The organism is Fibrobacter sp. UWB13 (assembly GCF_900177805.1).
GTDB lineage: Bacteria > Fibrobacterota > Fibrobacteria > Fibrobacterales > Fibrobacteraceae > Fibrobacter.
In genome coordinates this window covers 399,348-422,478 of sequence record NZ_FXAX01000001.1, presented here as the reverse complement: position 1 = coordinate 422,478, position 23,131 = coordinate 399,348, and the positions used below count along the sequence as shown (strand labels likewise).

The following is a 23,131-nucleotide window of genomic DNA, read 5'->3' as shown; positions in this document are numbered from 1 at the left end:
GGTTACTTTCTTCCGAGATTTTTGAAATCAGGCGAAATGAACACGCAATTGGTGTCTTTTGGCGCAGAGCGATAAAGCACTAATTCAACCGTAAAAATGCCCTTGGTTGAGGCACTCACCGACCAGCGGCTACCAGCAGGGCAATCCTTGACTTTCTTGTTCAGCGTTGCCGTAAACTTTCCGCCCGTCACGCGATACGTAAAGTAATCAGACACTAAAGAATCCGGCATCTGGAGCGATTTCGGCCCCCCCACCTTGTTTGTCTTTGCAAAGAAAGACTTTTGCGCCTGGATATAGTACAAAGTCTGCCCGGTCAAATCTTCGGACACAGCCTGAGAGCCTCCGAAAACGCTCGGCGTCGAACAACCGCGCACGCCAAATACGAGCACAAGCACAAACGCAAGCGAACAGCCGATAAAAATCCAGTACTTCGGCTGAACCTTTTTCGCAGCAGCAGCAATCTTTCCGCAAAGTTCCTTAAGTTTGTCAGAAATGCGAGGTCCTTCTGACGGAGTTCCCGAAAGCTTCATGTCCTGCAACACAATTCCGTCTTGCCACTTGAGGAGCTTCGTTGCAACGAGCATGTGGCAGAACTGCTTGGGGAAAGCAAGGCCAAACGCAGCAATAATAAAAAGAACAATGCTCAAGATGAAAAGAACGAGCAAAGCGTTATCTGCCGCCGGCAACAAATCCTTCGCCTGACGAAGAACATCCAAAAGCTTTTTGTCATCCGAAAAATTCTCGGCCGCAAAACGACCTGTGAAAGAATTCGAATAACGGTTGAGCCCCATCTGCACGCCATCTTTTGCCATAAGGCAAACTTTCGTGAGAGCGCGCTCGACTGCAAAACAGAACATTCCAAGGATTGCAATCAGCGATGCAACCAAACGCGCAGTACGTACAGGGGTCAAGCTTTTCATTTTTTCTCCTAGTCTTTAGTCATTAGTCAATGGTCATTAGTCATAATAATCGCGGCATAGCCGCCAAGCTTTAATCTAATAACTACCAACTAATAACTAGTAACTGCGGCTCCGCCGCTTACTTTTTCTCCACCAGTTCCTTTGCCATCTTCTTTGCGGTCACAAAGTCAGCCTTGCCAGAACCAAGCTTCGGCATCACGTCTACGTTAAACGCAGCGGACGGGAGCATGAGAGGCGGCATGCCGCTTGCACGCAATTCCGAGAGCACGTCCTTCGGATCCTTTTCGCCCTGGTACAAAAGAACGATCTTTTCGCCCTTCGTGGCATCCGGGATTGCCGTAACAACGTAATCACAGCCCTGCAACACAGGCGTATCCTGAATCTTCTTTTCGACAGCGCCAAGGCTAATCATTTCACCGCCGAGCTTAGCAAAGCGGCTGTAGCGGTCCACAATTGTAAGGAAGCCGTCTTCATCGAGATAGCCCTTGTCACCCGTGCGGTAATAGCGAATGCCATCCTTCTGGACAATCACGCTCTTCGTGCGGTCTTCGTCCTTGAGGTAGCCCTTCATCACCTGGCAACCGCCAATGAGAATCATCCCCGCTTCACCAGTCGGGAGCGGTTCGTTTGTTTCAGGATCGACAATCAAGAACTGCGTACCCGGGAGCGCAGGACCCACTGTACCCGGCTTGTTGTTCACCTGCAACGTGGTATAGTCATCGAACAACGTATTTTCGGTATTGACCGATGCCACCGGAGCCGTTTCCGTACAGCCGTAACCTTCGTAAATTTCCTTACCGAACTTGAGGCGGAATGCCGTTGCAAGTTCCGGACGGAGAGCCTCGGCACCAGCGATAATAATACGCACAGACTTAAACATCAACGGGTGCACATAGCGGCTCACCGTAAAGGCTCGGAGGAACGTCGGTGTTGCCACCAAGAACGTCACCTGGAATTCCGCACAAACGCGAGACATCGTCTTCACGTCGGTCGGGTCAGCCACAGCTACAATCGGGCAGCCTTCCGTGAGGTTCAAAAGCGTCGTCACCGTAAGACCAAAGCTATGGAACAGCGGGAGTTCCGAGAGCATCACATCGCCACGGCTCACGTTCAAAATGCAAGCAAGCTGCTGGATATTGCCCATCAAGTTGCGCTGCGTAAGTTCCACACCCTTCGGCGTACCTTCAGAGCCAGAGCTAAACACAATCACAGCATTGTCGTCCATGTTGCGATGTTTCACAAACACAAGGCGAATAAGCCAGCTCGGCATGAGGATGCAAAGCACAAGGAAAGCAGCAATCTTTGCCTTCGGGATTTCTTTCATGATATCTTCGGCATAGAGCAAGCGCACCTTGTCCGATGCAATCTGCGAGTAATCATTGCCACGGCCTTTCAGCTTTTGCACAAACTGGCGACTCGTAATCACGGTCGAGCATTCAGCGCGATCGCAGCAGAACTTCACATTATCGACAGAAGACGTGTAGTTCAAGTTCACGTTCGTCTTGCCAATCACCCAGAGAGCGAGGTTCACAATCACGCCCGCAGGGCTCGGTGGGAGCATGATGCCCACGTTCTGTTCATTCTTGCCAAGCGTCTTCTTGAGGTAGCCACGGAACGCCATCACAGCGCCCATCAGCTTGTAACCCGAGAAGTGAGCGCCATCCGGGCTATAAATAGCAGGGCCGTTCTTCACATACTTCTTGTAAGTGCGGATCCAGCTATCAGCAATCGGGTGCACAAACGAAACAGCGTAGTTCCAAGCGTCAATCGAGATGCGGCGGATAATGGCACGGATTTCATTAGGCGGCGTGTTCGCCGGGAGAGCTTCACCAAAAGCGACCGTCACCGAACGTTCAGCCGAAGCACCGAACATGTTCGAGGAGCTATAGCTATAGTTAGAGCCCCACAAGCCCTGGATGTAGAACGGAATTACCTGAGCCTTCGTACCATCGACAGCGGAGGAATAATCAATCGTAAATGGTTCCACGTGCGGAGACTTGGAAACTTCGCCCGACGGGAAAATCACGACAGCCTTACCTGCGAGGAGGGCGGCATGAATCTTGTCCATCGCAATCTTCGGATTGCGGTTATCGATGCGGATCATCCCCAAGCGCTTGAGCACGGCGCGCAAGTACCACTTGTCGAAATGGTCCTTGTTACTTGCAATGCAAAGCGGACGCGGAGAAGCCATCTGCACCATAGCCCAGTCAATAAAGCTGTGGTGGTTACCGACCAAAAGAATCGGACCTTCGTTCGGGATGTTCTGAACGTTCAACACGCGAATTCTATAGCGGCTGAACACAAAACGTAAAAGCGTACGGAGCATTGCCTGCGGCAAGTTGGAAATCGACCAGACGAACACACCCACAGAAATCACGGCAAGACCAATGAAATAGTTCTGCGGACGGACATCGGTATTGCGGACCATCATCGTAAACACGAACAGGAACGCCACAAGCACCACAGCCTGGATCAAGTTTGCAAGTGCAATCACAGAACCGGAGTTGTTCGGACGCGTGTTATACTGCAAAAGCGCATTCACCGGCACCAAGATGAGACCGCCAAAGAAACCGGTCATGGAATAAAGCACAACGAGTGCAACCGGATGCACAAGGAACGGCACGAGGAACATGCAGATTGAGGCGCCAAACATGCCAAGCGGCACAAAGCCGGATTCAATAAAGTCCTTGGAGAAGTGTGCAGCCACAATCGTACCGACCATGAGGCCCACAATCGCAAACGACATGTAGTCCTGCATCATGTTCACGGTCGAAGAACCGGACACGTCCTGGTAAATCAACACGAACACCTGAGCCAAAGCCCAGAACATCGAAAGGGCGATGATAGACGCACGGAGCGTCGGCACGCGGAAACCGAGACTCAAGTGGCGCTTGACCTTGTCAACGCTCACGTTTAAGTCTTCGAACTTCACGCGCGGAATCATGAAGTTCGCAACCGTACCCAGCACGCTCACCGCTGTCAAAATCCACGGAATCACGACGGACTTTTCCGTAATGCGACGCACTGCTTCGTAAGAAACGAGCTGGTCCAAGTTGATCAGGTTCACGCCGACAATCGCAAGCCAGGACGCCGCGATAATACCGCTGATACTGAATATCTGGAGGAATGCGTTAGCGTAGCTCAAATTGCGCACGCCAAACATTTCCTTAAGAATCGCGTACTTTGCCGCACTGTGGATGGCAAAACCGCAGCTCAGCCCAATGGAGAGCCAGAATGCGACTCGCGGGAAATCGACCGTCACCAAGACCGACTGCGCTATCACAAATAGCGTCATCATGAGTGACGACCAAGCCATCACCTTGTTCTTTGAGAACTTATTGGTAAAGAACCCCGCAAAGAACACCATCAACACGTATGGCGCGAGGAAGAAGATTTGGAGCATGAAGTTCTGCCAGATGATACCGTCTTTGGCAAAGAACGATCCCGACAGAATTTTCTGGGCGTAAATAAACACACCCGCCTGAACAAAAGCTGTTGCAAGGATAGATAAGAAGAATCTTATAGAACCTTTAACTTTCCACATTTACAAAACCCTTTTTTTGCAAAATGTCCTTTTGTCCAAAGATAGAAAAATCACTTCATGAGCGCCTCAATCTCCCCTACTGTGCGCGGAATATGCTCCGAAATATTTTCAAAACCGCTTTTTGTAATAATTAAATCATCTTCGATGCGGATGCCGATACTTTCGCGGTAGCGCTTGCCATCAATTGTCGCCGTAAAATCTCCGTAAAGTCCTGGCTCACAAGAAATTAACATTCCCGGTTTTAACACCACATCCAAGGAACGGGAACCCGGATCGCCCTCGTGAATATGCTCCCCGATAAAGTGGCTCACCCCATGCGGCCTCTTATCGTACAGGAGCTTGAAACTCCCCTTCGCCCCCTTTATAAGGCGGCGGTCGAGTTCCATCATAATGAATTCCCAGCAAATCATGCCGATTTCCTTGAGAGCAACTCCCGGACGTACCACGCGCTGGTACACCTTTGCAGACTCAAGCACAATTTCGTACAACATTTTTTGAAGAGGGTCAAACTTGCCGTTTACAGGGATTGTACGCGAGATATCGCTGTGGAGCGTCCCGAACCGCACACCAAAGTCAAAGAGCACAAGTTCGCCATCGCGCAATTGCTCGTCATTCTTCACATAATGCAGGCAGCAGGCATTCTTGCCACCTGCAATAATCGTCGGGAACGCAAGGTCGCCATCGCCACGGCGCTGCATCTCGTAATTGAGGAACAACGCCACATCACGCTCGGTCTTCATGTTCTTCATCTCGGGCAAAAGTGCACGGAACGCTTCATCCGTGATCTCTTGCGCCACGCGGGCATCATCAATGCGCTCCGGTTCCAGCACCAGGCGGTCTTCAAAATGCATGTCAGCACAGCTCTTGACGTTCAACTTATAAGGGCGGAGCACCTTCTTCAAATCGTTCTTGAGCTTTTCGTTGTGATCACCCTTGAACTTCTCGTAATAGAAAGCATAAGCATGGTCCACCGCATTTTTGCCATTCGCATATTTCTTCGCAAGCGACTCGACAAAATCCCAAAGTTCGTCAATCGGTCGAACATCCTCGACACCCGTCAAGCGAGCAACCACATTTTCGCCATCCACAAAGCCAAGGCGCTTGCCGTTCCAGAATTCCTTGAACGGGTCCTTGCGCGGTACAAAAAGCGTCGAACGCATGGCACGCGGGTCCAGTACCAGATAGCACCCCGCCTGGTTCACACCGGTCAAATACAGAAACGCCGGGTCCTGCACAAAGCGAGTCCAAGTTTGTACAAAGGCTTCCTCGCCCCCCGGTTCAACTATCATCCCGGCAAAAACGCAAAAAGAGTCTAGCTTTTCCATCAAAGACTTTCGTCTTTTCGCATAAATTTTCTTGGATTCGTAATTTTTGGACGATAAAAAGACCTGAGAATAGGCCTGAACGTCATTTTTACGTGCTTGCATAGTCAATTTTTACCTTTTTTAACATTTTTTCTGCCACAACTATATATATTTTAGCCATCAAAGACTAGAATGGAGCTTAATAATGTCTCTTAAAAAATGGAAATTAGTTCTCGCCTCTGTTTCTGTAGCACTTTTCACAGCTTGCGCAGGTTCTTCTAACTCTAGCAGCAGCAGCGACACAGGCTATACGGGAAGCAACGAATCCACATCTGAATCCTCTTCTTACACGGGTTACAGCGAAAACCAGGCCGAAGCCGCTAAGCCGGCTGTTCAGCCGAAGAAAGAGGCTCCTAAGGAAGTCATCAACGAAAAGACTCTGAAGAAGACTCAGGACGAAGCAGTCGCCGCTAACGAAGACAACCACAAGCTCCGCAAGGAAATCTTCGACGCAAGGACCAAGCTTGGTCTCCCGATTCAGCAACCTTCTACAGATGAAGAGTAGTATAAGGCATTACTCACTGTCTGACAACCTGAAACGCGTTATTTCAGGCGAACGTGAAACGGTTTTCCGATTACTGGAGAGCCGTTTTTGCGTTGAAATACGCACCCGTCTTCCGGGTCTGGACCTAGTTCCCCAGGAAGGAGCCGACTTGTCAGGCCTGCTGGCCGTTCTCGACCAGCTCAAAATTGCCGCACGCAACGGCGAAATTTTAGACGCATCCCAGCTCGAACGCATGCTCGGTCCTAAGGAGACTTCCGAAGCAAGCTACACCGAGCTCATCCCCGACAGCCCTGTCTTTAGGAACAGGTTCGGCATCAGCGTCTCCGCCAAGACGCCCGCACAGGCGGAACTGGTCAAGGCAGTCGAAAAAAACGACATCATTTTTGCAAAAGGCCCTGCAGGTACAGGCAAGACATTCCTTGCGGTAACGCTTGCCGTCGCGAGCCTTGAACGCGGCGAAGCCGAACGCATCTGCCTCGTGCGCCCCGCCGTCGAAGCCGGCGAATCGCTGGGGTATTTGCCCGGTGATCTCAAAGAAAAGATTGCCCCCTACCTCCGCCCGATCCACGACAGCCTCTCCGAGCTTTTGCCCGCCGAGAAGCTCAAGCGTTACGAAGAAACAGGCGCTATCGAAGTCGCTCCGCTCGCCTACATGCGCGGCCGCACGCTTAAACGCGCCTTCATCATCCTCGACGAAGCACAAAACACGACAATCGCCCAGATGAAGATGTTCCTTACCCGACTCGGTCCCCACAGCAAGGCGATTATTACCGGCGACACAAGCCAGATTGACCTCGCCAAAGGCCAAACATCCGGTCTCGAACACGCGATGAAAATTCTCCAGGGGATTCGGGGAATTGCCGAAGTCGAATTTAGCGCTACAGACGTGCTCAGGCACCACCTGGTCAAGGACATTTTGCTAGCTTACGAACAGAACGAGCAAAAAAAATAGAAGAGCATTAAATGAACAAGAAAGAGAAAAAGATTCATTTATTTATTGGCTGGGTTATTTTAATCCTTATCGCCATTCTCTTATTCCCGGACAAGAATATTGCCCTCCGCGCCGAGCGCCCGCACTTGGGCCAGCTCAGTACAAGGACGATTGTTGCCCCGTTCAAGTTCGAAGTCCCGAAGACCGAGCAGGAAATCCAGAACGAAAAAGCTCGAGCCGCAGACAAGATCAACGCCATTTTTGAATTCAACGCCGACGAAACGACTCGACAGCTGCGAGAACTACAGCAGTACCTCAAAAAGCTCGAGCAGTACGGCAAAATGCAAGCGCTCATCAGCAGTAGCAAAGATGACGGCAGCGCCTCCATGCAAGAAAAAATCAAGGAAGCGTCCAGCATCTACGACCAGTTAAAACAGCGCCTTTCCATTACCGCCATCAAGCCGCTCAGCACGAATTCTATCGCCCGCGATTCCTTGATGTCCGTATTCTACCAGATGATGCAGAAGGGCGTTTCGAACACGCTCCTCGCCAAGACGGAAACCGAGGTCAGCCTGTTCTGCAACAGCTACAACATCAAGCAGATCAAGAACATCATTTACAACAAGCCAAACATTTCGCTCATCAAGGATAACGAAGAAAGCACGCTTGAAATCAGCGAAGTCCAGCCGATGCAACGCCGCATCGAAGAAGCCTTTGGCCAACTACAGAACTCGTTCTCCGCCGAACAAGGATTACAGAGTGCCTTCTACGAAGCCCTCTACGTTTTCACAAGCCCGAACGTATTCTATCTCGAAAAAGAAACGGAAGCCCGCAAGCTCGACGCGAGCAACAAGGTCACGCTCATCAAGGGCATGGTTCCCCGTGGCATGGAAATCGTAGCCCAGGGTGCCCCCATTACTAAGGAAATTCTTGAAAAGATTGACGCTCTCCAGCAAGCACAGCAGAACGAAGAAAACTCGAAGATGCTTACCGCCCCGTACGGTAACGTGCTTGTATTCGTCATCATCATTACACTTCTCATCATGTTCTGCCTCTACACGCCTACGCGTACGATGTTCAAGACACCGCGCCAGTTGTGGAGCCTCATATTCCTTACAGTTTTGCAACTCCTTGCGTTCTGGATTATCCACAACCTCTCGGGTTCGCTCAACAGACCGGACAGCATCCTCCCCGACGCCATCGACTTCATGTGGCTGTACCCGGTTACGTTTACACCCGTGATTGCCGTTGTGCTTTACGATGCCCGCATGGGACTTGCATTTGCGACTTTCTCCGCCGGATTCTACGGCATCTTGAACGGCTATGACCTCGCCGCAACGCTCACAAGCTTGGTCGTGAACATCGCCGTGATTGCCCCGCTCTTCCGTATGCGCTACCGTGTGCAGTTCGCCTGGAGCATGATTGCAGGTGTCGTTGCAGCAGCCGCATCTGTAAGCATCATGCTTCTCCTCCGCAACCGCTTCAACTTCGCGACGTTCTACCAGACGCTCATCGCCGCAAGCGCAAACATCATCATCTTTACCGCAGTCGCCTCCGTGCTTTTGATCCACGTTGTCGAAAAGGTCTTCAGCATTACGACCGTGCTTACGCTCATGGAAATGTCGGACTTTAACCGTCCGGCTCTCAAGCGCATTTCGGAACTTGCTCCGGGCACGTTCCACCACAGCATCCAGGTTTCGAACCTCGCCGAAAGCGTTGCCGAAAGCATTGGCGCAAATTCGCTCCTCGTCCGCGTGATGGCTCTTTACCACGACCTCGGCAAGACGATGCGCCCCGAATACTTCACCGAAAACCAGAAGCAAGGCGTGAACCCGCACAACAACCTCGATCCGTACCAGTCCGTCAAGATTTTGACCGGTCACGTTTCGCAGGGCATGCTGCTCGCCAAAGAATACAAGATTCCTGAACTCGTCGCCACCGGCATTCAGGAACACCATGGCACAACGCTTATCCAGTTCTTCCACCACAAGGCAACAGAACTCGCCAAGGAAACCGGTAAAGAAGTCAAGGAAGAAGATTTCCGCTACAAGGGACCACGTCCGCAGAGCATGGAAACAGCCATTCTCATGCTCGCCGACGTCATCGAGGCTACCAGCCGCTCCATGACAGACACCTCCTCCGAAGCACTCGTATCCATGATCCACAAGACGATTCTTGACAAGTTCATGGATGGGCAGTTCAACGAGAGCAATTTGTCTGTAAAGGAACTTTCCAAGCTCGAAGAAGCATTCCTACACAGTCTCGATGGCACGTACCACACCCGCGTCAAATACCCTGGACAGAGATAGACGAAAAAAAATAAAGAAAAACGCCTATATCCCTTGACACACTAATTAATTCTTTTTATATTTGGGTCGTTCGGTTGGAAGACTGAAACAAACCACTGGGGTGGTAGCTCAATTTTGGTTAGAGCACCGGCCTGTCACGCCGGAGGTTGCGAGTTCAAGCCTCGTCTATCCCGCGAAAAAGTCCTCTCGAAAGAGAGGACTTTTCGTTTTTGTACGGTCCCTCTCGCGCCGTCATCCTGACGCCGAAGGCGGAAGGATTCAGTCACATTCCCCACCTCCATAAAAATTTCACTTTTTTTCGCGAAAAACACCGTTTCCGGTTGACAAGACTTTTAATATTTGTATATTTGGCTCGTAACTCGAGGTTGTAGAAAATGTTGAACAAAAAGAATCTTATTCTTATCGGTATTGGCATTTTACTACTGGTTATTGGTTTCATCTGCCTCGCCACTGGTCCTGCAGATAATCCGGTTAGCCTCTCGGTTGCACCAATTATCTTGACGATTGCTTACGTTGTGATCATTCCTCTCGGAATTCTCTACAGCGGCAAGGAAAAAGACAAGTAATTATTTGGACGATTAGCTCAGCTGGTTCAGAGCGTCTGCCTTACAAGCAGAATGTCAGCGGTTCGAATCCGTTATCGTCCACTACCGAAGAATCGGAAACGATTTTGGGGTGGTAGCTCAATTTTGGTTAGAGCACCGGCCTGTCACGCCGGAGGTTGCGAGTTCAAGCCTCGTCTATCCCGCGAAAAAGTCCTCTCGAAAGAGAGGACTTTTCGTTTTTATTAAGCTACACAAAGACTAAAGCCTTGCATAGCAAGGCTTTAGTCTCTAGTCTGTAGCCACAAAGTGGCGTTCTTTCGTCTATATTTGGAAGCCTATCGCAGCATTCAAGTCGATGACAAGCCCCTTGTCCATCTTAAAAAAGGCGTTCTTGCGATCCGCTTCAAATTTGCTCGTCCAGACATAACCGAACCCAGCATCGGCAAACACGGCAAAACGCCCTAAGAAGCCTTCCCCATCATTCAAAACTTTCTTGATGCCGCCACTAAGCATAAAGCCCCAAAGCCATCCATTAAAATCGCCATGTTCGTCCGTATCGATTTTCAAATGGTTCAGGAGGAATCCCGCCTGGAAATAGCGCCAGCGCTTGCCACCAACGCCATACAAGCGAAAACTTTCTTGCAAGCCGATATCGTAAATCTTGTAGCCATCATCAGAACGGTCCACACGCACGTAATGCGGCATGGACACCAGAGAAATCTTCTCCTGCAGCTTCCATTCAAACGTCAAATTGAATATCGGATAGTCCGTAAAGCCATTCGGAACGTTGATGCCGCCCCAAAAGTGCGAATAAGGCACCATAAAGTTAAATGGATGGATATACAACGTGAACGTAGAATCTCTGAGCGAATCATCAGCCGCCTGAGTCTCGGGAGATTCAGCATCAACCACTTGCAAAGCACTAGAATCAGCTTCGGCTGTAGTGACTTCGTCCTTTACGACTTCTTGTTTTGCCACAACCTTCGCATTCGATTTCGGCTGCGATTTAGCCGGTTTAGCGACACAAAATACAGACAAAGCAATCAATAAAAGGACGACTTTCTTCATGACTCAAATTTAGCTTTTTCCTCCATCATTTTTTAAGCCATCGCGAAACTTGAACGCAATTCCAGCCTATTGAATTGTGCTTAAAACCTCTAGCATACGAGGCGCCGTAATGCGATCCGCTGAACGAAATCCCTAAGGCTACGGCAAAGTCCGGGAATCGGTAAGACGAGCTTAACTCCACAAATTTCCAACAGAAACTCGCCCCCACATACAGGTAATCGAAATCGAATTCCGCAAACGCCGAAACGGCCTCGTCCGAAATCCAATGTACACCCACCGCAGGCGAAACGCCCTCATCCGTAAAGCCACTCAGCATCCCAGCCAAATAGACTTGATGCCAAATAAAGGAGCCAGCCCACTTGAATCGGTGACGCGTCCAAAGAACCTCGCCAGGATTCCATTCTATACCAAGTCCATAGCTCATCCCGAGTGCAAAATGCAGCCATGTTTTCGCATAAGAGACTTCTGAATACAAATTGCGATACAGCGAATCCATCGACTCGTAAGCCACAAAAGTGCCTACGCGGTAAGCATCGTTCCCAAATTCAAGCGACAAGTTCCACGAAGTTTCGTCCACATCGTCCAACCAATAATACGAAACGCCATACGACGGAATCGCATACCGTGCCGGAGTCGAATGGTAACCGCCAAGCCCAACAGGCGAAAGCCCTCCCGCCAAGAGCGCAGCAAACGAAGCACGCCCCTCCGCAGCCAAAGCTCGTCCCGGAACAATCACCCCCCCCCAAAAACAAATCAAACCTATGCAGAGCTGAGCGCACAAACACGTACAAAATCCCTTACGGGCGAACAAGAATACCGACCACATCCTCGTACTCCCCCACAGACAAAGAAACAAATGCAGCACCAATTCCAAGGTATTCCTGCGCCGGGACTTTCACCCATTCATTCGACATCGCCGAAACTACAGACTTCCAAACACAACGGCCCGCCGAATCCAAAAGCGAAAGCACAACATTGTGTTCAGATTCTACACGCACTCGAAGCGGAGAGCCTTTTTTTGAAACTACACGAGAAGATAGTTTGTATACAACAGGCGCTTTTGCCGCCACTAGACTCGTCGCCACTTGATTAGCTCCGCCCGTCTGAGACACATTCCGAGCATACACTTGCGAACCATGAGGCAAATACCCCGGTGTAAACTCCCGCCGCATCGAGAACGGATTAAATCCAGCCGGGCACGATACAGTTCCCTTGTTCCAATAAACGCTATCAATCGTTTCATCACGAAAGCAAAGCCGGAGCATCCCTTCAGTGTTATTCAAGAAACCTAGCGACACCTGAATCATCCGAATATCGGGAATGTTGAGTGCAGCCCGCAGAGACGATGTATCCTTGCTTACCAGCAGCGCCTGGTAAGGCTGAATCGAATCGCCCTCCTTCCCTAGCGCACCTCCGCGATCGCAAAAGCGGAACGCATCTAAGGGCAAAGAAATCTCGCTTGCATTATAGAGTTCCACCCATTCGGGCATAGGCTCTTCCGGGCAATGATGAACTTCCGTCACGCGCAACTGCGCCATCCCCGTCGACACTTTTTCCATCAATAGAGAATCCGAAGCATCTAGCGACACCGCCTTAGAAGCATCAACAAACTCCCACTTGTCCGTCAGCCCCACACGCTGAATTACCTTCCCTGGTTTAGGATGAGGAACTGTCACAGAATCCATACACGTCCCCGCCCATACTTTCCAAACGGACTCTCGTGAATTCGGCAGCGAGATTTTCCCAAGCGAACCACACGCAGTACCCGCCTGCGACGCATCTTGAGCAGCCTCCCGAGCAGGGCATTGCACCGAGTCATGCACAAGCACAAAGCGCTCCGCCTCCGGCCAAGCAAAAGCCATTACCGCCTTGGATTCAAATTGCACATAAAGCGATTCAGCCCAAAAATCGTCCATGCGAATTTCGACGTACTCGCCCTCCTGGTCCGAAACATCTTTCGGGTCCGGATAGAATTCAGTAAACACCGGGCATGATAATACCCACGAAAAAAGCGCCAAGCTCACCGCCGGCACGACACCATAATTTTTCATTGCACCCTCCCCTGGGCGCACCCACCATGCGTAATAACGCTAGCGGGAATTAGTCGACTTCATAGTCGTTAGGGAGAATATAAGGAAGAGGGTTTACCGGGACACCGTTTCTCCAGACCTCATAATGGAGGTGCGGACCGACAGAACGTCCTGTATTTCCCATATAACCAAGAATCTGATAACGATGTACAAACTCACCCGGAGTCACGGCGGACATCTGCATGTGCCCATAACGGGTCTTGAGACCATTGCCATGATTCAGGACTACAAAATTCCCAAAAGAAGAACTCAACTGGGAAATCTCAACCACGCCATCTGCCGGCGCATAAATCGGAGTCCAACGGTCGTTGGAAATATCAATGCCCTGGTGCATTTTGCCAACTTCACCCGTTACCGGATGTACACGCGGGCCAAAGGCAGATGCATAGCGGCCATTCGTCGGCGATATCGACGGGATATAGCGTAAAACAGAACGGCTCTGATCAATGTACTTGGTCAGAGAATTAAAGGATTCTTCGTTGTTCTGGATCTGTCCAAAGATACGCCAGACATCTTCGTGCATCTTGGCGGTACGTTCAAACACCGGGGAACTCTTGCGCAAAAGCTGAACATTCGGCTCAATATGGCCACCTGTCGAAAGCTTGCGAGAAGCTTCATCCGGCAGCGGGAGTCCAAGCTTAGCATGGAGCATCTTTTCGGCCTTGAAAAAATCCTTGGACGTACTGGAAATGTAATCCACCGTGTTCTGGATCTGTGAAAGTTCCTTGTTCAGCTTCTGACGGCTAGAAAAAGCATGCTTCAACACACCGTCATAAACGGAGGTCGAAAGCACTTGTACAAGGAAAAGGATAAATCCGATAACAACGACAATTCGAATAAATAGAGAACCGCGGAGAATAAACGAAGGCACCTTCACGGTCAAAGCCCGTGACGACTTCTGAAAGTGTATGGATGCCTTCACAAAATTCATCAGACGATAATGTAAATAAATGGCACTAAAAATTCAAAGGATTTATCCGTATTTTTTTATTACAAGCCATATATAGAAAATTGTGCCATTTTTGTAACAAACCTATAGCCATTTAGCACCGTCACAAGCCATTTCTAATAAAAGTTTACATGAGGCTTATGATGCGAACCCCACTTAAATCGGGTTGTCCAAATCGATGAATTTAGACGGAATGCTCAGTTCGGTTTGAATCTTAGAAGCAAGGGCACTGACCCCAAAAATCTCGGTTCTATGGTGCCCGCAAGAGACAAGGTTCACCCCGTTTTCCTGACAGAATATGGGAACTTCTTCCTTGATGCTACCCGTAATATAAGCATCGCAGTTCATTTCCATAGCTTCCCTGATGTCAGACACACTGCAACTACCACTGCAAATAGCAACACGCCTGATTTCTTCAGGACCATAGAAGAACTGGTTCTGCACGCCATGAGCAAAAGTAGTATTCAGGCAATCCAAAAACTCTTCGCGAGTCGCAGGCGTATTCCATTCAGCAATCACGCCAATGGCACGCATGCCGACATGAACAAACTCATGGACTGGATTCAAGCCCAAAAGTTTCGCAATCACGGCATTGTTACCGATTTCGCGGTGTCCGTCAAGCGGCAAATGGAAACCGAACACGGAAATTCCATTGTTCATCAACTTACGAAGGCGTTCAGCAAATTTGCCAACCGGGAGCTGGGACTCGCCCTTCCAGAAACCATTGGGATGGTGCACGATGATGCAATCCGCTTTTTCGGCAATGGCGGCATCAATCAACTGGTCACGCAGGCTCACGCCCGTCACGATTTTAGTCACCTTATCACTAGCCTCGACACAAAGGCCATTTACACAGTAATCATTAAAGGATTTCGGGTCAAGCAGGTCATCAAACCATGCGGTCATAAAAGACAGATCCATAAATTCTCCTTGTTGAACAAAACATCCTGACACCATGCCAGAATCAACTCTCCACCATCCAACTCTTATCGTTAGCTATAGATAATATAGATACATAATTTTTATTTACAACTATAAAACGCGATTTAGGGCACAAAAAAGCCTTTTGGATTATTTTTTCGTTGTCAAAATCTATGCATTTAACTAAATTTACGCATAGAAAGAAAAATGAAAGAATTATTATAGGAGCCCCAAATGGCACATTATCTTTTTACCTCTGAATCCGTTTCTAAAGGCCACCCGGACAAGGTTGCCGACCAGATCTCCGACTCCATCCTCGACGCCTGCCTCGCCCAGGACCCGTATAGCCGTGTCGCTTGCGAAACGCTCGTGAACACCGGCCTCGTCGTTATCAGCGGCGAAATTACCACCAAGGCAGTTATCGATTTCCAGGAAGTTGCACGCAACACGATCAAGAACATCGGCTACGTGAACCCGGACCTCCAGTTCGACTACAAGGGCTGCGCCGTGCTCGTCGCTATGGACAAGCAGTCTCCCGATATCGCCCAGGGCGTTGACGCCAAGGCTGCCGTCGGTAAGAAAGACGACCAGCAGGGTGCTGGCGACCAGGGTATGATGTTCGGCTACGCCGTCAAGGAAACCAAGGAACTCATGCCACTCCCGATCAGCCTCGCTCACAAGCTCATGGAAGAAATCCAGAACCTCCGCGAAAAGGGCAAGATTAAGTGGCTCCGTCCGGATGCTAAGTCCCAGGTCACCGTCGAATATGACGAAAACGACAAGCCGGTCCGCGTTGACACCGTCGTCATCTCTACCCAGCACGACGACAAGGTGAACGGCAAGGAACTCAAGCACTCCGTGATCGAAAAGGAAATCATCGAAAAGCTTATCAAGAAGGTTATTCCTGCCAAGCTTTTGGACAAGAAGACCCGTTACCTCGTGAACCCGACCGGCAAGTTTGTTGTCGGTGGTCCGCACGGCGACTGCGGCCTCACAGGTCGTAAGATCATCGTCGACACCTACGGTGGCATGGGCCGTCATGGTGGTGGCGCATTCAGCGGTAAGGACCCGTCCAAGGTCGACCGCAGCGCAGCATACGCCGCACGCTATGTCGCCAAGAACATTGTCGCAGCAGGCCTCGCCTACCGTTGCGAAGTGCAGCTTGCCTATGCTATCGGCTACTCCAAGCCGGTTTCCGTGCTCGTGAACACGTTTGGCACAGGCAAGATCGACGACCGCAAGATCGAAGAAATTGTCGCACAGAACTTCGACCTTTCTCCGGCAGGCATCGAAAAGATGCTCGACCTCCGCAAGCCGGGTTATGTCGCCACCGCCGCTCTCGGTCACTTCGGCCGTACCGGTGAACGTTTCACTTGGGAAAAGACCGACAAGGCTGAAGATTTGAAAAAAGCAGCAGAAATTATTGCTGAATACGACGTCTAAAAAAGCCACTGCTGAACTTTAACAACGTCGACAAGACCGTTTAGTTCAAACAAATTAAATAAAAGCGATTCGCAATAAAATGCGGATCGTTTTTTATTTTTCGCGCCTTTGTCGCACAATTTCCTCTATTTCCAGGCTCCGTTTTGCTATCTTTACAGCGTTCAAATTTAAACAAGGATTAACAATGAGCAAGAATTACAAGATTGCAGTGCTCCCGGGCGACGGTATCGGTCCGGAAGTGATGAAAGAAGCTGTCCGCGTGTTGGACGTCGTTTCCAAGAAGTTCGGTTTCGACGTGAACGCCGAATGGGCAAACGTCGGTGGTGCAGCATACGACGAAAGCGGTTCTCCGCTTCCGGAAAGCACCCTCAAGCTCGGTGAAGCTTCTGACTGTATTCTTTTCGGTTCTGTCGGTGGCCCGAAGTGGGAACACCTTCCGCCGAACCTCCAGCCGGAACGCGGCGCACTCCTCCCGCTCCGCAAGCACTTCAAGCTTTTCTGCAACCTCCGCCCGGCCCGCGTTTACAAGGAACTCGCTGGCGCATGCCCGCTCCGTGCTGACATCGTTGGCGACGGTTTCAACATCCTCACCGTCCGCGAACTGACGGGTGACGTTTACTTTGGCCAGCCGAAGGGCCGCGAAGGCGTTCCGGGTTCCAAGGAAGAAATCGGTTTTGATACCATGAAGTACAGCCGCTACGAAGTCGAACGCATCGCTCGTTTCGCTTTCGACGCCGCTATGCTCCGCAACAAGAAAGTCGCTTCTATCGATAAGGCCAACGTGCTCACCACGAGCGTACTCTGGCGCGAAGTCGTGAACGAAGTCATCAAGGACTATCCGGAACTCACTCTTGAACACCTCTACGTGGACAACGCTGCCATGCAGCTCCTCAAGCGCCCGCGTGAATTCGACGTGCTCCTCTGCCCGAACCTCTTCGGCGACATCCTCACCGACGAATGCGCAATGCTCACTGGTTCCATGGGTCTCCTCCCGTCCGCTTCTATCGCCGAAGGTTCCTTCGGTCTCTACGAACCGGCCGGTGGTTCTGCTCCGGACATCGCAGGTAAGGGTATTGCTAACCCGCTCGCACAGATCCTCTCCGTGGCCCTCATGCTCCGCTACACCTTCAAGGAAGAAGAAGCTGCAAAGGCTATCGAAGCTGCTTGCGAAAAGGTCATAGCTCAGGGCTACCGCACTGGCGATATCTACCAAGAAGGCTGCACCAAGGTCGGCACAACTGGTATGGGTGATGCCATCATTAAAGCACTCGCATAATCGCATTGTCATTCCGGCCTCCGTGCCGGAATCACCATTCTTTGCAAAAAGCGACCGGATTTCTCCGGTCGCTTTTTTGTATGATGGGAAATCAAACCCTTGTGAGGCTGACTACGCTTATTACTTAGCGCAACCCGTGCCGAGCGTACCTTCCAAAACAGATTCGCACTGAGCCGTCATCGCAATGGCTTCATCGCTACCTGCCGGGAATTCAAGGCATTCGCCCAAGACACCCGGGATATCGCAAGAGACCATGTCACCTGCCGGCGTTTCACCAGATTGATTGTTTTCAGGTTCTTCGGTCGTGTTAGATTCTGCCGGCAAAAATTCCTTGCAAGCCTTCTGTTCAATTTCAAAAAGCGTAGCCTTATCAAAGGACGTGCTAGAAGATGCAATATTGAAATAGGCATCAGCAGAGCAGTAGTGGATGCCGCTGAAATCGGCAAAGTTCTTGGCAACGCATTCAATATGAGACATCGGGTAAATCGAGTAGTTCATATTGACATAACGTCCATCTTCCGGATCAAGGAACACAAGCTTCTTCTTGGGAACCGTATCGCCCTTCAAGTCCTCATCCTTATAGAAGTAGCTCCATTCAGCATCATCCATGGTAAAGTCGCATTTGGTTTCAGGCTCAAATGTAATCTTATCGTAGTTGCCATCCCCAACAGCGGCCTTGCATGCATTCTGCACAGCATTGAAAACCGTTTCGCGAGCATTATTTGCAAAGTAACCCTTTTCCGTCGTGCTAGAAACATAGATAACCGTGTTGCCATCTTCATCGCAAGAGCGTTCACCCACAAACGCACCATCAGAAGACTTATTGGACGAAGTCGGGTCAATGCGGCACATCATGCTCGTCATGCCGCCCGTATAGCGGATGGAATCGCGAATGACAAGGTCTTCACCCTTGATTTCATACGTTGTCGTAATCTTAGCATTATTCTTGCCATCACTCCCCTTGTACGAAATCGTCCAAACATCGTCCGTAGCCGCAAAGCCACAGGGATCAGCTTCTTTTACAGAAGAGCTAGACGGTTCTTCAGCAGCACTCGAAGAACTAGCAACATCGGAACTAGAATTCGGAGACGATTCAACAGAGCTAGAAGAGACCTGCTTATCAGGCGTATCGGAAGCCGCAATCGGAGACGAAGAATCGTCACCACACGCCATAAAGCCCATAGCCATAGAAAGAGAAAGGCCCACGCCAATCTTTTTGTAATTCATATATAACACTCCTTTTTTATTTTAATCGTAACGCCAAATATACAAAGTTTATACATAAAAAACAAACTTTTTCAAATAAAAAAAAGCGACCAGATTTCTCTAGCCGCCTTTTGGTTCTCTCTCCTATGATTTTTTATTTTCTTTGTCCTTGAAGGGCTGCTATAAACCCATTTATAAAAACAATTGCGCTATCGCCTTCTGGCTTTTGTTCTTTCCACGCATTTAGCTCATTGATAAAAAAATCTCTAATAAGATTATTCGTAGAAAGCGAGCCCGTGTAGCCAAAGGAATTTGCAATTTGCAATGGCGATAGATTGACAGACCACTCAAGAATCAAATCCTCTAACAGATTATTGACAATCAAGTGGCCCGGATTATGAGCAAATTCTCGTTTATCAAAATCGAATGTTTCGCCCGGAAGCCCAGCGGCACTCATGATTTCTTTATCGGCACGTTCTTTAGCTTCAGCCAAACTATAGTCTAAGTAAACTAAACGATGCAAACGAAATGTTTCCAAAAATGTCATCACGTTTATGTCGACGGTTCTCGATTTTCTCAAATCGACAATCACTCCATACGATGCCACAAAACGGTCTTTTTCCTGATCAAACATATCAAAGGACCAGTCGCCATTCCATTGCCATGATTCGCTTTCCGCATATGGAGCGAGTTCAATTTTCACATACGGACTGTTCAGTGAGACATGGTCAAACGAAAACTCACCTGTAGAACCATCGCAGCGGCTATAGAACACCACACCCGTTGTATCCAAGGTAACGGAATCTAGTTCCGCCATCCTTACCATGGTACCCGCATCCGCCACACGTCGCAACATCGTTGAATTTGTTGCGGTCGATGCAGATAGATGCGAGGCATGGCCTTCGACCGTGATATTGTCAAGAGCTACGCGATTATCTTGTTCACTCAGAGCAGGATCCATCACCGAATCACCGACATCCGAGCAAGCTGTCAACGCAGCAGCCATCAACATGGCATAAGCAATTTTAGAAACTTTCATTTTCACCCTAACTCGTTTTTATGATTCAATTACAAATCAATTATTTAAAGACATGCAATAGTTAAAGAGGGAATCGGTAGTTGCAGCCACTCCACCAAGAGATTCTACCATCTTACTAAATTCCTCTTGTATTTCTGCATACTCAAGCGATTCGCTTTCAGTTCCATCGGCACATGCAAACCTTAGAGGTTGAGGATTGTCACAAGGACGTGAAACGTCATCTGCTGATTTCTCTGCATGCAAAGCGCTCAAGCTATCAAGGGTACTTTTTAGACATTTTTTCGATGAATCAGATAGTGGTACAGAATCATTTTCCGCATTGTATTTTTTGTCCGCAAAATTCAAATAGTTCCAAAACGCAATATGTGAAAAAGCTTTTTCTTCTGAGTAGTCGCACTCACAGAAAGTTTCGAGCACCGCAATCGGTGCACACGTTTCATTGACAGGATGAAGATTCGTCGTTGGAGAATTAGCCAAATGGTACCGACCAATACTTATAATATTAAAGTTTGTATTTATCTCACTAAAGTGGAAGTAGAAACGCACTCCTTTTAAATGAGCGACAACATTTTCAATTGGAACGAATACCCATTTGGGCATTTTTTCATAACCAGCTAAAGATGCAGTTAATCCAAATTGATTCCAAGGGAAACACAATTCTTTACTTTCAGACAAAGAATCATCATCTTTATCCACGGGAGGACGCAACGAGACTGTATAACTAAAGACGTTAAGTAAATCAACAATTGAATCATTGGGTAAAAGTTCCAGTTCAGCAACATTCCCCGAATATTCAACACAAATTCCCTGCATGGCGCTAACATCCGCGTCTTCTACATTACCCGAAGCATCCTTCCCTGCAAAATAGAATTCAACATAAGCACGACCCTCAGGGTTAACATATGCCGCAGCGGAATCAACTTTATTTTCAATCGGTTCATATACGACCTTTCCGCATAAGCTACCGCCACACTTGTCTATAACATCGGCAAAAGCCATTGAATCATATTCTGCTGTAGCTGTTCCAGGCCAATCAATATTAACGCTGTTATAATATCCCTGTTCTACATGCCATGTCCAAATACCCGAAGTATTCGTCCCGTTATCGTAACCAGTGCGAACGCGGTATCCCGATGTACGGCTCCACATTTCAGGCGACCAAATGCAACCTTTTTCAATGGCTTCCAGTGAATCCGTCACGCCCATCACGCTGCACAACACAGGCGATCGCAGGTTATTCAGATTATTTCCCATATTCGGAACACTCGTCGATCCCGAAACCGGCAATGCATTTTCGGAGCATGCGACAAATAAAAGAGCACCGATAGTAAACAAACTATAAAGTTTTTTCATACTAAGCCACCTCATCTTTATTTAATTTCCATGTTAGCGGGAACAGCTGCATATTCAAATGATAGATTTGATCGGCATCTTCTGTTTCCGATGCCATTGCGGCAATCTTTTTGCGGAACGCATCGATTTCTTGTGCAATACGTTCGTAACTTTCGCGATTGACCGTAAGGGTCACGCTCGACACGCTGCGCTCTTGCAGTTCAAAGCGTTCAATAGATTCACTGGCAAGTTGCAACATTTTGTGCTGCATCGCATGTACTGCATAGGCCAAGCCTTCCTTTGACGCAGTCACGTTCTTTTCGGTTTGACGGTACGAGCCGTCCGCACCTTTTTTAAGGAACCCCGCTTTTGTCAAGAACTCAAGCGACTTGCTGACTTCGGCAGCGGAGATTTCATTGCAGCACGTTTTCGCCATCTGCCCTGGGGTGGCCCCATTCATCATCGGTGCAAGTTCGCGAACGACCTGATTTTTCCAGCCATCGAAATATTCAACAGCCTCCTTATCGACGACGCGTACTTTAAATTCAAGCGCAATCTGGCGCATTTCTTTCCAATACGGCTTTTTGGCTTCGTCATCCTTAGCGTTGCAAAAATTGACGAGCGCTATGAAGTAGTTCGCTTCATAGCCCGCAAGCCCCATTGCCGAAATCATGCGGTTCATCGACACTCGGCTCAAATTGCTCTTGCCTTCACTCACAAGTCGCAAGTAAGTCGGTGAAGAAAACCCCGCGAGTTTCGCGAATTCCCGCCAGGAGAAATACGAAGTCCGCTTTTGATCTTCGTAGAAATCCTTGATCAAGGGATGGTAATCTTTGTATTCTGTTATCGGTTTCATGTTACCAAATATACCCTATTTACAGGTTTCTATGACACAAAACACGTATTTTCAGTTAAAATTCAAAGACAAATTTAAAGATTTTTTGTATATGACACAGTCTTGAGTTTTTTCGACACAAGAAGGCGATTCCGGAATAAATCCGGAATGACATGCTAAAGTCGGGCATGACAGTTCAAAAAAAACACCCTGCTGCGAGGCAAGGTGCATTCTGAATAAATTTCAGCGAACGAATTAAGCGTTCTTCGTGAAGTCCACGTATGCCTTGAGCACGTCGAGGAAGACTTCGTCCGGAGTGTTGTCGCCAACGATGTGGCTGATGATCTTCGGATCGTACTTTTCGAGAACCTTAGCGGTAGATTCCTTGTAAACCTTGAGACGGTTCTTGATGACGTTTTCGTCAGCGTCGTCCTTACGGCCTTCGATCTTGGCGCGGTTGAGGAGGCGAGCAACGATAGTAGCTTCGTCCTTGATGTCGAGAACGAAGATGTGCTTCACGTCAACGATCGGCTTGATGAGATCGACCTGAGCAACCGTGCGAGGAATACCGTCGAGGAGGAGGGTATCCTTTTCCGGGTTGAGCTTGTTCGTGTTCACGAGGCCTTCGACAAAGCGGCCGAAGATTTCAACGGTTGCTTCATCCGGAACGAGGAGGCCCTTGCTGGAGTAAGAAGCAAGGAGCTTGCCGGATTCGCTAGACGGAGCGATGCCACGGAAGATGTCGCCCGTGGAGAGGTGCTTGAGAGCGGTCGTAGCGGCGAGCTTTGCGCCCACAGTGCCCTTGCCAGAACCCGGTGCACCGAAGATAAGAACTGCAGAAATCTGAGACATTT

The 23,131-nt window shown here is 49.2% G+C and carries 19 protein-coding genes and 3 tRNA genes; 9 read left to right on the top strand and 13 right to left on the bottom strand.

Annotated elements, in window-relative coordinates; translation table 11 throughout:
- Window positions 1-2 precede the first annotated feature (2 nt).
- From B9Y77_RS01875 to B9Y77_RS01865, 3 genes are all read right to left on the bottom strand, one after another.
- Entirely contained in the window at window positions 3-920 is a 918-nt protein-coding gene (locus B9Y77_RS01875; RefSeq protein WP_085490252.1) for a hypothetical protein, read from the bottom strand.
- Between the two features lie 118 nt (window positions 921-1,038).
- On the bottom strand, window positions 1,039-4,464 hold the full coding sequence (locus B9Y77_RS01870) for an MFS transporter (RefSeq protein ID WP_085490251.1): 3,426 nt from the start codon (window positions 4,462-4,464) through the stop codon (window positions 1,039-1,041).
- 50 nt (window positions 4,465-4,514) lie between these two features.
- Window positions 4,515-5,891, bottom strand: coding sequence for a M24 family metallopeptidase (locus tag B9Y77_RS01865; RefSeq protein ID WP_085490250.1), 1,377 nt, complete (start codon window positions 5,889-5,891; stop codon window positions 4,515-4,517).
- An 82-nt stretch (window positions 5,892-5,973) separates the two neighbouring features.
- On the opposite strand from B9Y77_RS01865, the gene B9Y77_RS01860 reads away from it, so the two are divergent.
- The 7 genes from B9Y77_RS01860 (at window position 5,974) to B9Y77_RS01830 (ending at window position 10,321) form a co-directional block, all read left to right on the top strand.
- A complete protein-coding gene (locus B9Y77_RS01860) occupies window positions 5,974-6,333 on the top strand; it encodes a hypothetical protein (RefSeq protein ID WP_073424347.1) in 360 nt (119 codons plus the stop codon).
- Window positions 6,323-7,285: a PhoH family protein gene (locus tag B9Y77_RS01855; protein WP_085490249.1), complete on the top strand. Its 963-nt coding sequence runs from the start codon at window positions 6,323-6,325 to the stop codon at window positions 7,283-7,285. The genes B9Y77_RS01860 and B9Y77_RS01855 overlap by 11 nt, the downstream gene beginning before the upstream one ends.
- An 11-nt stretch (window positions 7,286-7,296) precedes the next feature.
- A complete protein-coding gene (locus tag B9Y77_RS01850; RefSeq protein ID WP_085490248.1) occupies window positions 7,297-9,573 on the top strand; it encodes an HD family phosphohydrolase in 2,277 nt (758 codons plus the stop codon).
- Window positions 9,574-9,670: 97 nt separating this feature from the next.
- Window positions 9,671-9,746 (top strand) — tRNA-Asp (locus B9Y77_RS01845).
- Between the two features lie 201 nt (window positions 9,747-9,947).
- Window positions 9,948-10,139, top strand: a complete 192-nt coding sequence (locus B9Y77_RS01840; protein ID WP_073424350.1) for a hypothetical protein — start codon at window positions 9,948-9,950, stop codon at window positions 10,137-10,139.
- Between the two features lie 6 nt (window positions 10,140-10,145).
- A tRNA-Val gene (locus B9Y77_RS01835) sits at window positions 10,146-10,220 on the top strand.
- A 25-nt stretch (window positions 10,221-10,245) separates the two neighbouring features.
- Window positions 10,246-10,321: transfer RNA gene (locus tag B9Y77_RS01830), tRNA-Asp, on the top strand.
- A gap of 118 nt (window positions 10,322-10,439) precedes the next feature.
- Here the strand turns inward: B9Y77_RS01830 and B9Y77_RS01825 are convergent.
- From B9Y77_RS01825 to B9Y77_RS01805, 5 genes are all read right to left on the bottom strand, one after another.
- The gene (locus tag B9Y77_RS01825; protein ID WP_139260812.1) at window positions 10,440-11,186 is read right to left on the bottom strand and encodes a hypothetical protein; all 747 of its coding nucleotides are present in this window, start codon (window positions 11,184-11,186) and stop codon (window positions 10,440-10,442) included.
- 25 nt (window positions 11,187-11,211) lie between these two features.
- Complete coding sequence (locus tag B9Y77_RS01820) at window positions 11,212-11,922, bottom strand: hypothetical protein (protein ID WP_254899883.1); 711 nt, start codon at window positions 11,920-11,922, stop codon at window positions 11,212-11,214.
- 61 nt (window positions 11,923-11,983) lie between these two features.
- Window positions 11,984-13,237 (bottom strand): lamin tail domain-containing protein, encoded by a 1,254-nt coding sequence (locus B9Y77_RS01815; protein WP_085490246.1) that lies wholly within the window; start codon window positions 13,235-13,237, stop codon window positions 11,984-11,986.
- Between the two features lie 49 nt (window positions 13,238-13,286).
- A complete protein-coding gene (locus B9Y77_RS01810; protein ID WP_085490245.1) occupies window positions 13,287-14,207 on the bottom strand; it encodes a M23 family metallopeptidase in 921 nt (306 codons plus the stop codon).
- A gap of 174 nt (window positions 14,208-14,381) precedes the next feature.
- Window positions 14,382-15,146 carry a Nif3-like dinuclear metal center hexameric protein gene (locus B9Y77_RS01805; protein ID WP_085490244.1) on the bottom strand — a complete coding sequence of 255 codons (765 nt, stop codon included), beginning with the start codon at window positions 15,144-15,146 and terminating at the stop codon, window positions 14,382-14,384.
- A gap of 234 nt (window positions 15,147-15,380) precedes the next feature.
- On the opposite strand from B9Y77_RS01805, the gene metK reads away from it, so the two are divergent.
- Both metK and leuB read left to right on the top strand, forming a co-directional pair.
- On the top strand, window positions 15,381-16,589 hold the full coding sequence (gene metK / locus B9Y77_RS01800; protein ID WP_085490243.1) for a methionine adenosyltransferase: 1,209 nt from the start codon (window positions 15,381-15,383) through the stop codon (window positions 16,587-16,589).
- Window positions 16,590-16,773: 184 nt separating this feature from the next.
- Window positions 16,774-17,865, top strand: a complete 1,092-nt coding sequence (gene leuB / locus B9Y77_RS01795; RefSeq protein WP_014547244.1) for a 3-isopropylmalate dehydrogenase — start codon at window positions 16,774-16,776, stop codon at window positions 17,863-17,865.
- Window positions 17,866-17,985: 120 nt separating this feature from the next.
- On the opposite strand, the gene B9Y77_RS01790 is transcribed toward leuB, so the two are convergent.
- The 5 genes from B9Y77_RS01790 to B9Y77_RS01770 form a co-directional block, all read right to left on the bottom strand.
- Window positions 17,986-19,092, bottom strand: coding sequence for a hypothetical protein (locus B9Y77_RS01790; RefSeq protein ID WP_085490242.1), 1,107 nt, complete (start codon window positions 19,090-19,092; stop codon window positions 17,986-17,988).
- Between the two features lie 133 nt (window positions 19,093-19,225).
- Window positions 19,226-20,110: a hypothetical protein gene (locus B9Y77_RS01785; protein WP_085490241.1), complete on the bottom strand. Its 885-nt coding sequence runs from the start codon at window positions 20,108-20,110 to the stop codon at window positions 19,226-19,228.
- A 36-nt stretch (window positions 20,111-20,146) separates the two neighbouring features.
- Complete coding sequence (locus B9Y77_RS01780) at window positions 20,147-21,463, bottom strand: hypothetical protein (protein WP_085490240.1); 1,317 nt, start codon at window positions 21,461-21,463, stop codon at window positions 20,147-20,149.
- A 1-nt stretch (window position 21,464) separates the two neighbouring features.
- Window positions 21,465-22,298: a TIGR02147 family protein gene (locus tag B9Y77_RS01775; RefSeq protein ID WP_085490239.1), complete on the bottom strand. Its 834-nt coding sequence runs from the start codon at window positions 22,296-22,298 to the stop codon at window positions 21,465-21,467.
- Window positions 22,299-22,532: 234 nt separating this feature from the next.
- Window positions 22,533-23,129 (bottom strand): adenylate kinase family protein, encoded by a 597-nt coding sequence (locus B9Y77_RS01770; RefSeq protein ID WP_014547240.1) that lies wholly within the window; start codon window positions 23,127-23,129, stop codon window positions 22,533-22,535.
- Between the last annotated feature and the right edge of the window lie 2 nt (window positions 23,130-23,131).

Bases quoted from the DNA above. Each gene is read 5' to 3' on its own strand.
- B9Y77_RS01825 (WP_139260812.1), bottom strand. From the start codon at position 11,186: ATGAAGAAAGTCGTCCTTTTATTGATTGCTTTGTCTGTATTTTGTGTC.
- metK (WP_085490243.1), top strand. From the start codon at position 15,381: ATGGCACATTATCTTTTTACCTCTGAATCCGTTTCTAAAGGCCACCCG.
- B9Y77_RS01855 (WP_085490249.1), top strand. From the start codon at position 6,323: ATGAAGAGTAGTATAAGGCATTACTCACTGTCTGACAACCTGAAACGC.
- B9Y77_RS01785 (WP_085490241.1), bottom strand. From the start codon at position 20,110: ATGAAAGTTTCTAAAATTGCTTATGCCATGTTGATGGCTGCTGCGTTG.
- B9Y77_RS01805 (WP_085490244.1), bottom strand. From the start codon at position 15,146: ATGGATCTGTCTTTTATGACCGCATGGTTTGATGACCTGCTTGACCCG.
- B9Y77_RS01815 (WP_085490246.1), bottom strand. From the start codon at position 13,237: ATGAAAAATTATGGTGTCGTGCCGGCGGTGAGCTTGGCGCTTTTTTCG.
- B9Y77_RS01865 (WP_085490250.1), bottom strand. From the start codon at position 5,891: ATGCAAGCACGTAAAAATGACGTTCAGGCCTATTCTCAGGTCTTTTTA.
- B9Y77_RS01850 (WP_085490248.1), top strand. From the start codon at position 7,297: ATGAACAAGAAAGAGAAAAAGATTCATTTATTTATTGGCTGGGTTATT.
- B9Y77_RS01790 (WP_085490242.1), bottom strand. From the start codon at position 19,092: ATGAATTACAAAAAGATTGGCGTGGGCCTTTCTCTTTCTATGGCTATG.
- B9Y77_RS01810 (WP_085490245.1), bottom strand. From the start codon at position 14,207: ATGAATTTTGTGAAGGCATCCATACACTTTCAGAAGTCGTCACGGGCT.
- B9Y77_RS01870 (WP_085490251.1), bottom strand. From the start codon at position 4,464: ATGTGGAAAGTTAAAGGTTCTATAAGATTCTTCTTATCTATCCTTGCA.
- B9Y77_RS01875 (WP_085490252.1), bottom strand. From the start codon at position 920: ATGAAAAGCTTGACCCCTGTACGTACTGCGCGTTTGGTTGCATCGCTG.
- B9Y77_RS01775 (WP_085490239.1), bottom strand. From the start codon at position 22,298: ATGAAACCGATAACAGAATACAAAGATTACCATCCCTTGATCAAGGAT.
- B9Y77_RS01780 (WP_085490240.1), bottom strand. From the start codon at position 21,463: ATGAAAAAACTTTATAGTTTGTTTACTATCGGTGCTCTTTTATTTGTC.
- B9Y77_RS01860 (WP_073424347.1), top strand. From the start codon at position 5,974: ATGTCTCTTAAAAAATGGAAATTAGTTCTCGCCTCTGTTTCTGTAGCA.
- B9Y77_RS01840 (WP_073424350.1), top strand. From the start codon at position 9,948: ATGTTGAACAAAAAGAATCTTATTCTTATCGGTATTGGCATTTTACTA.
- leuB (WP_014547244.1), top strand. From the start codon at position 16,774: ATGAGCAAGAATTACAAGATTGCAGTGCTCCCGGGCGACGGTATCGGT.
- B9Y77_RS01770 (WP_014547240.1), bottom strand. From the start codon at position 23,129: ATGTCTCAGATTTCTGCAGTTCTTATCTTCGGTGCACCGGGTTCTGGC.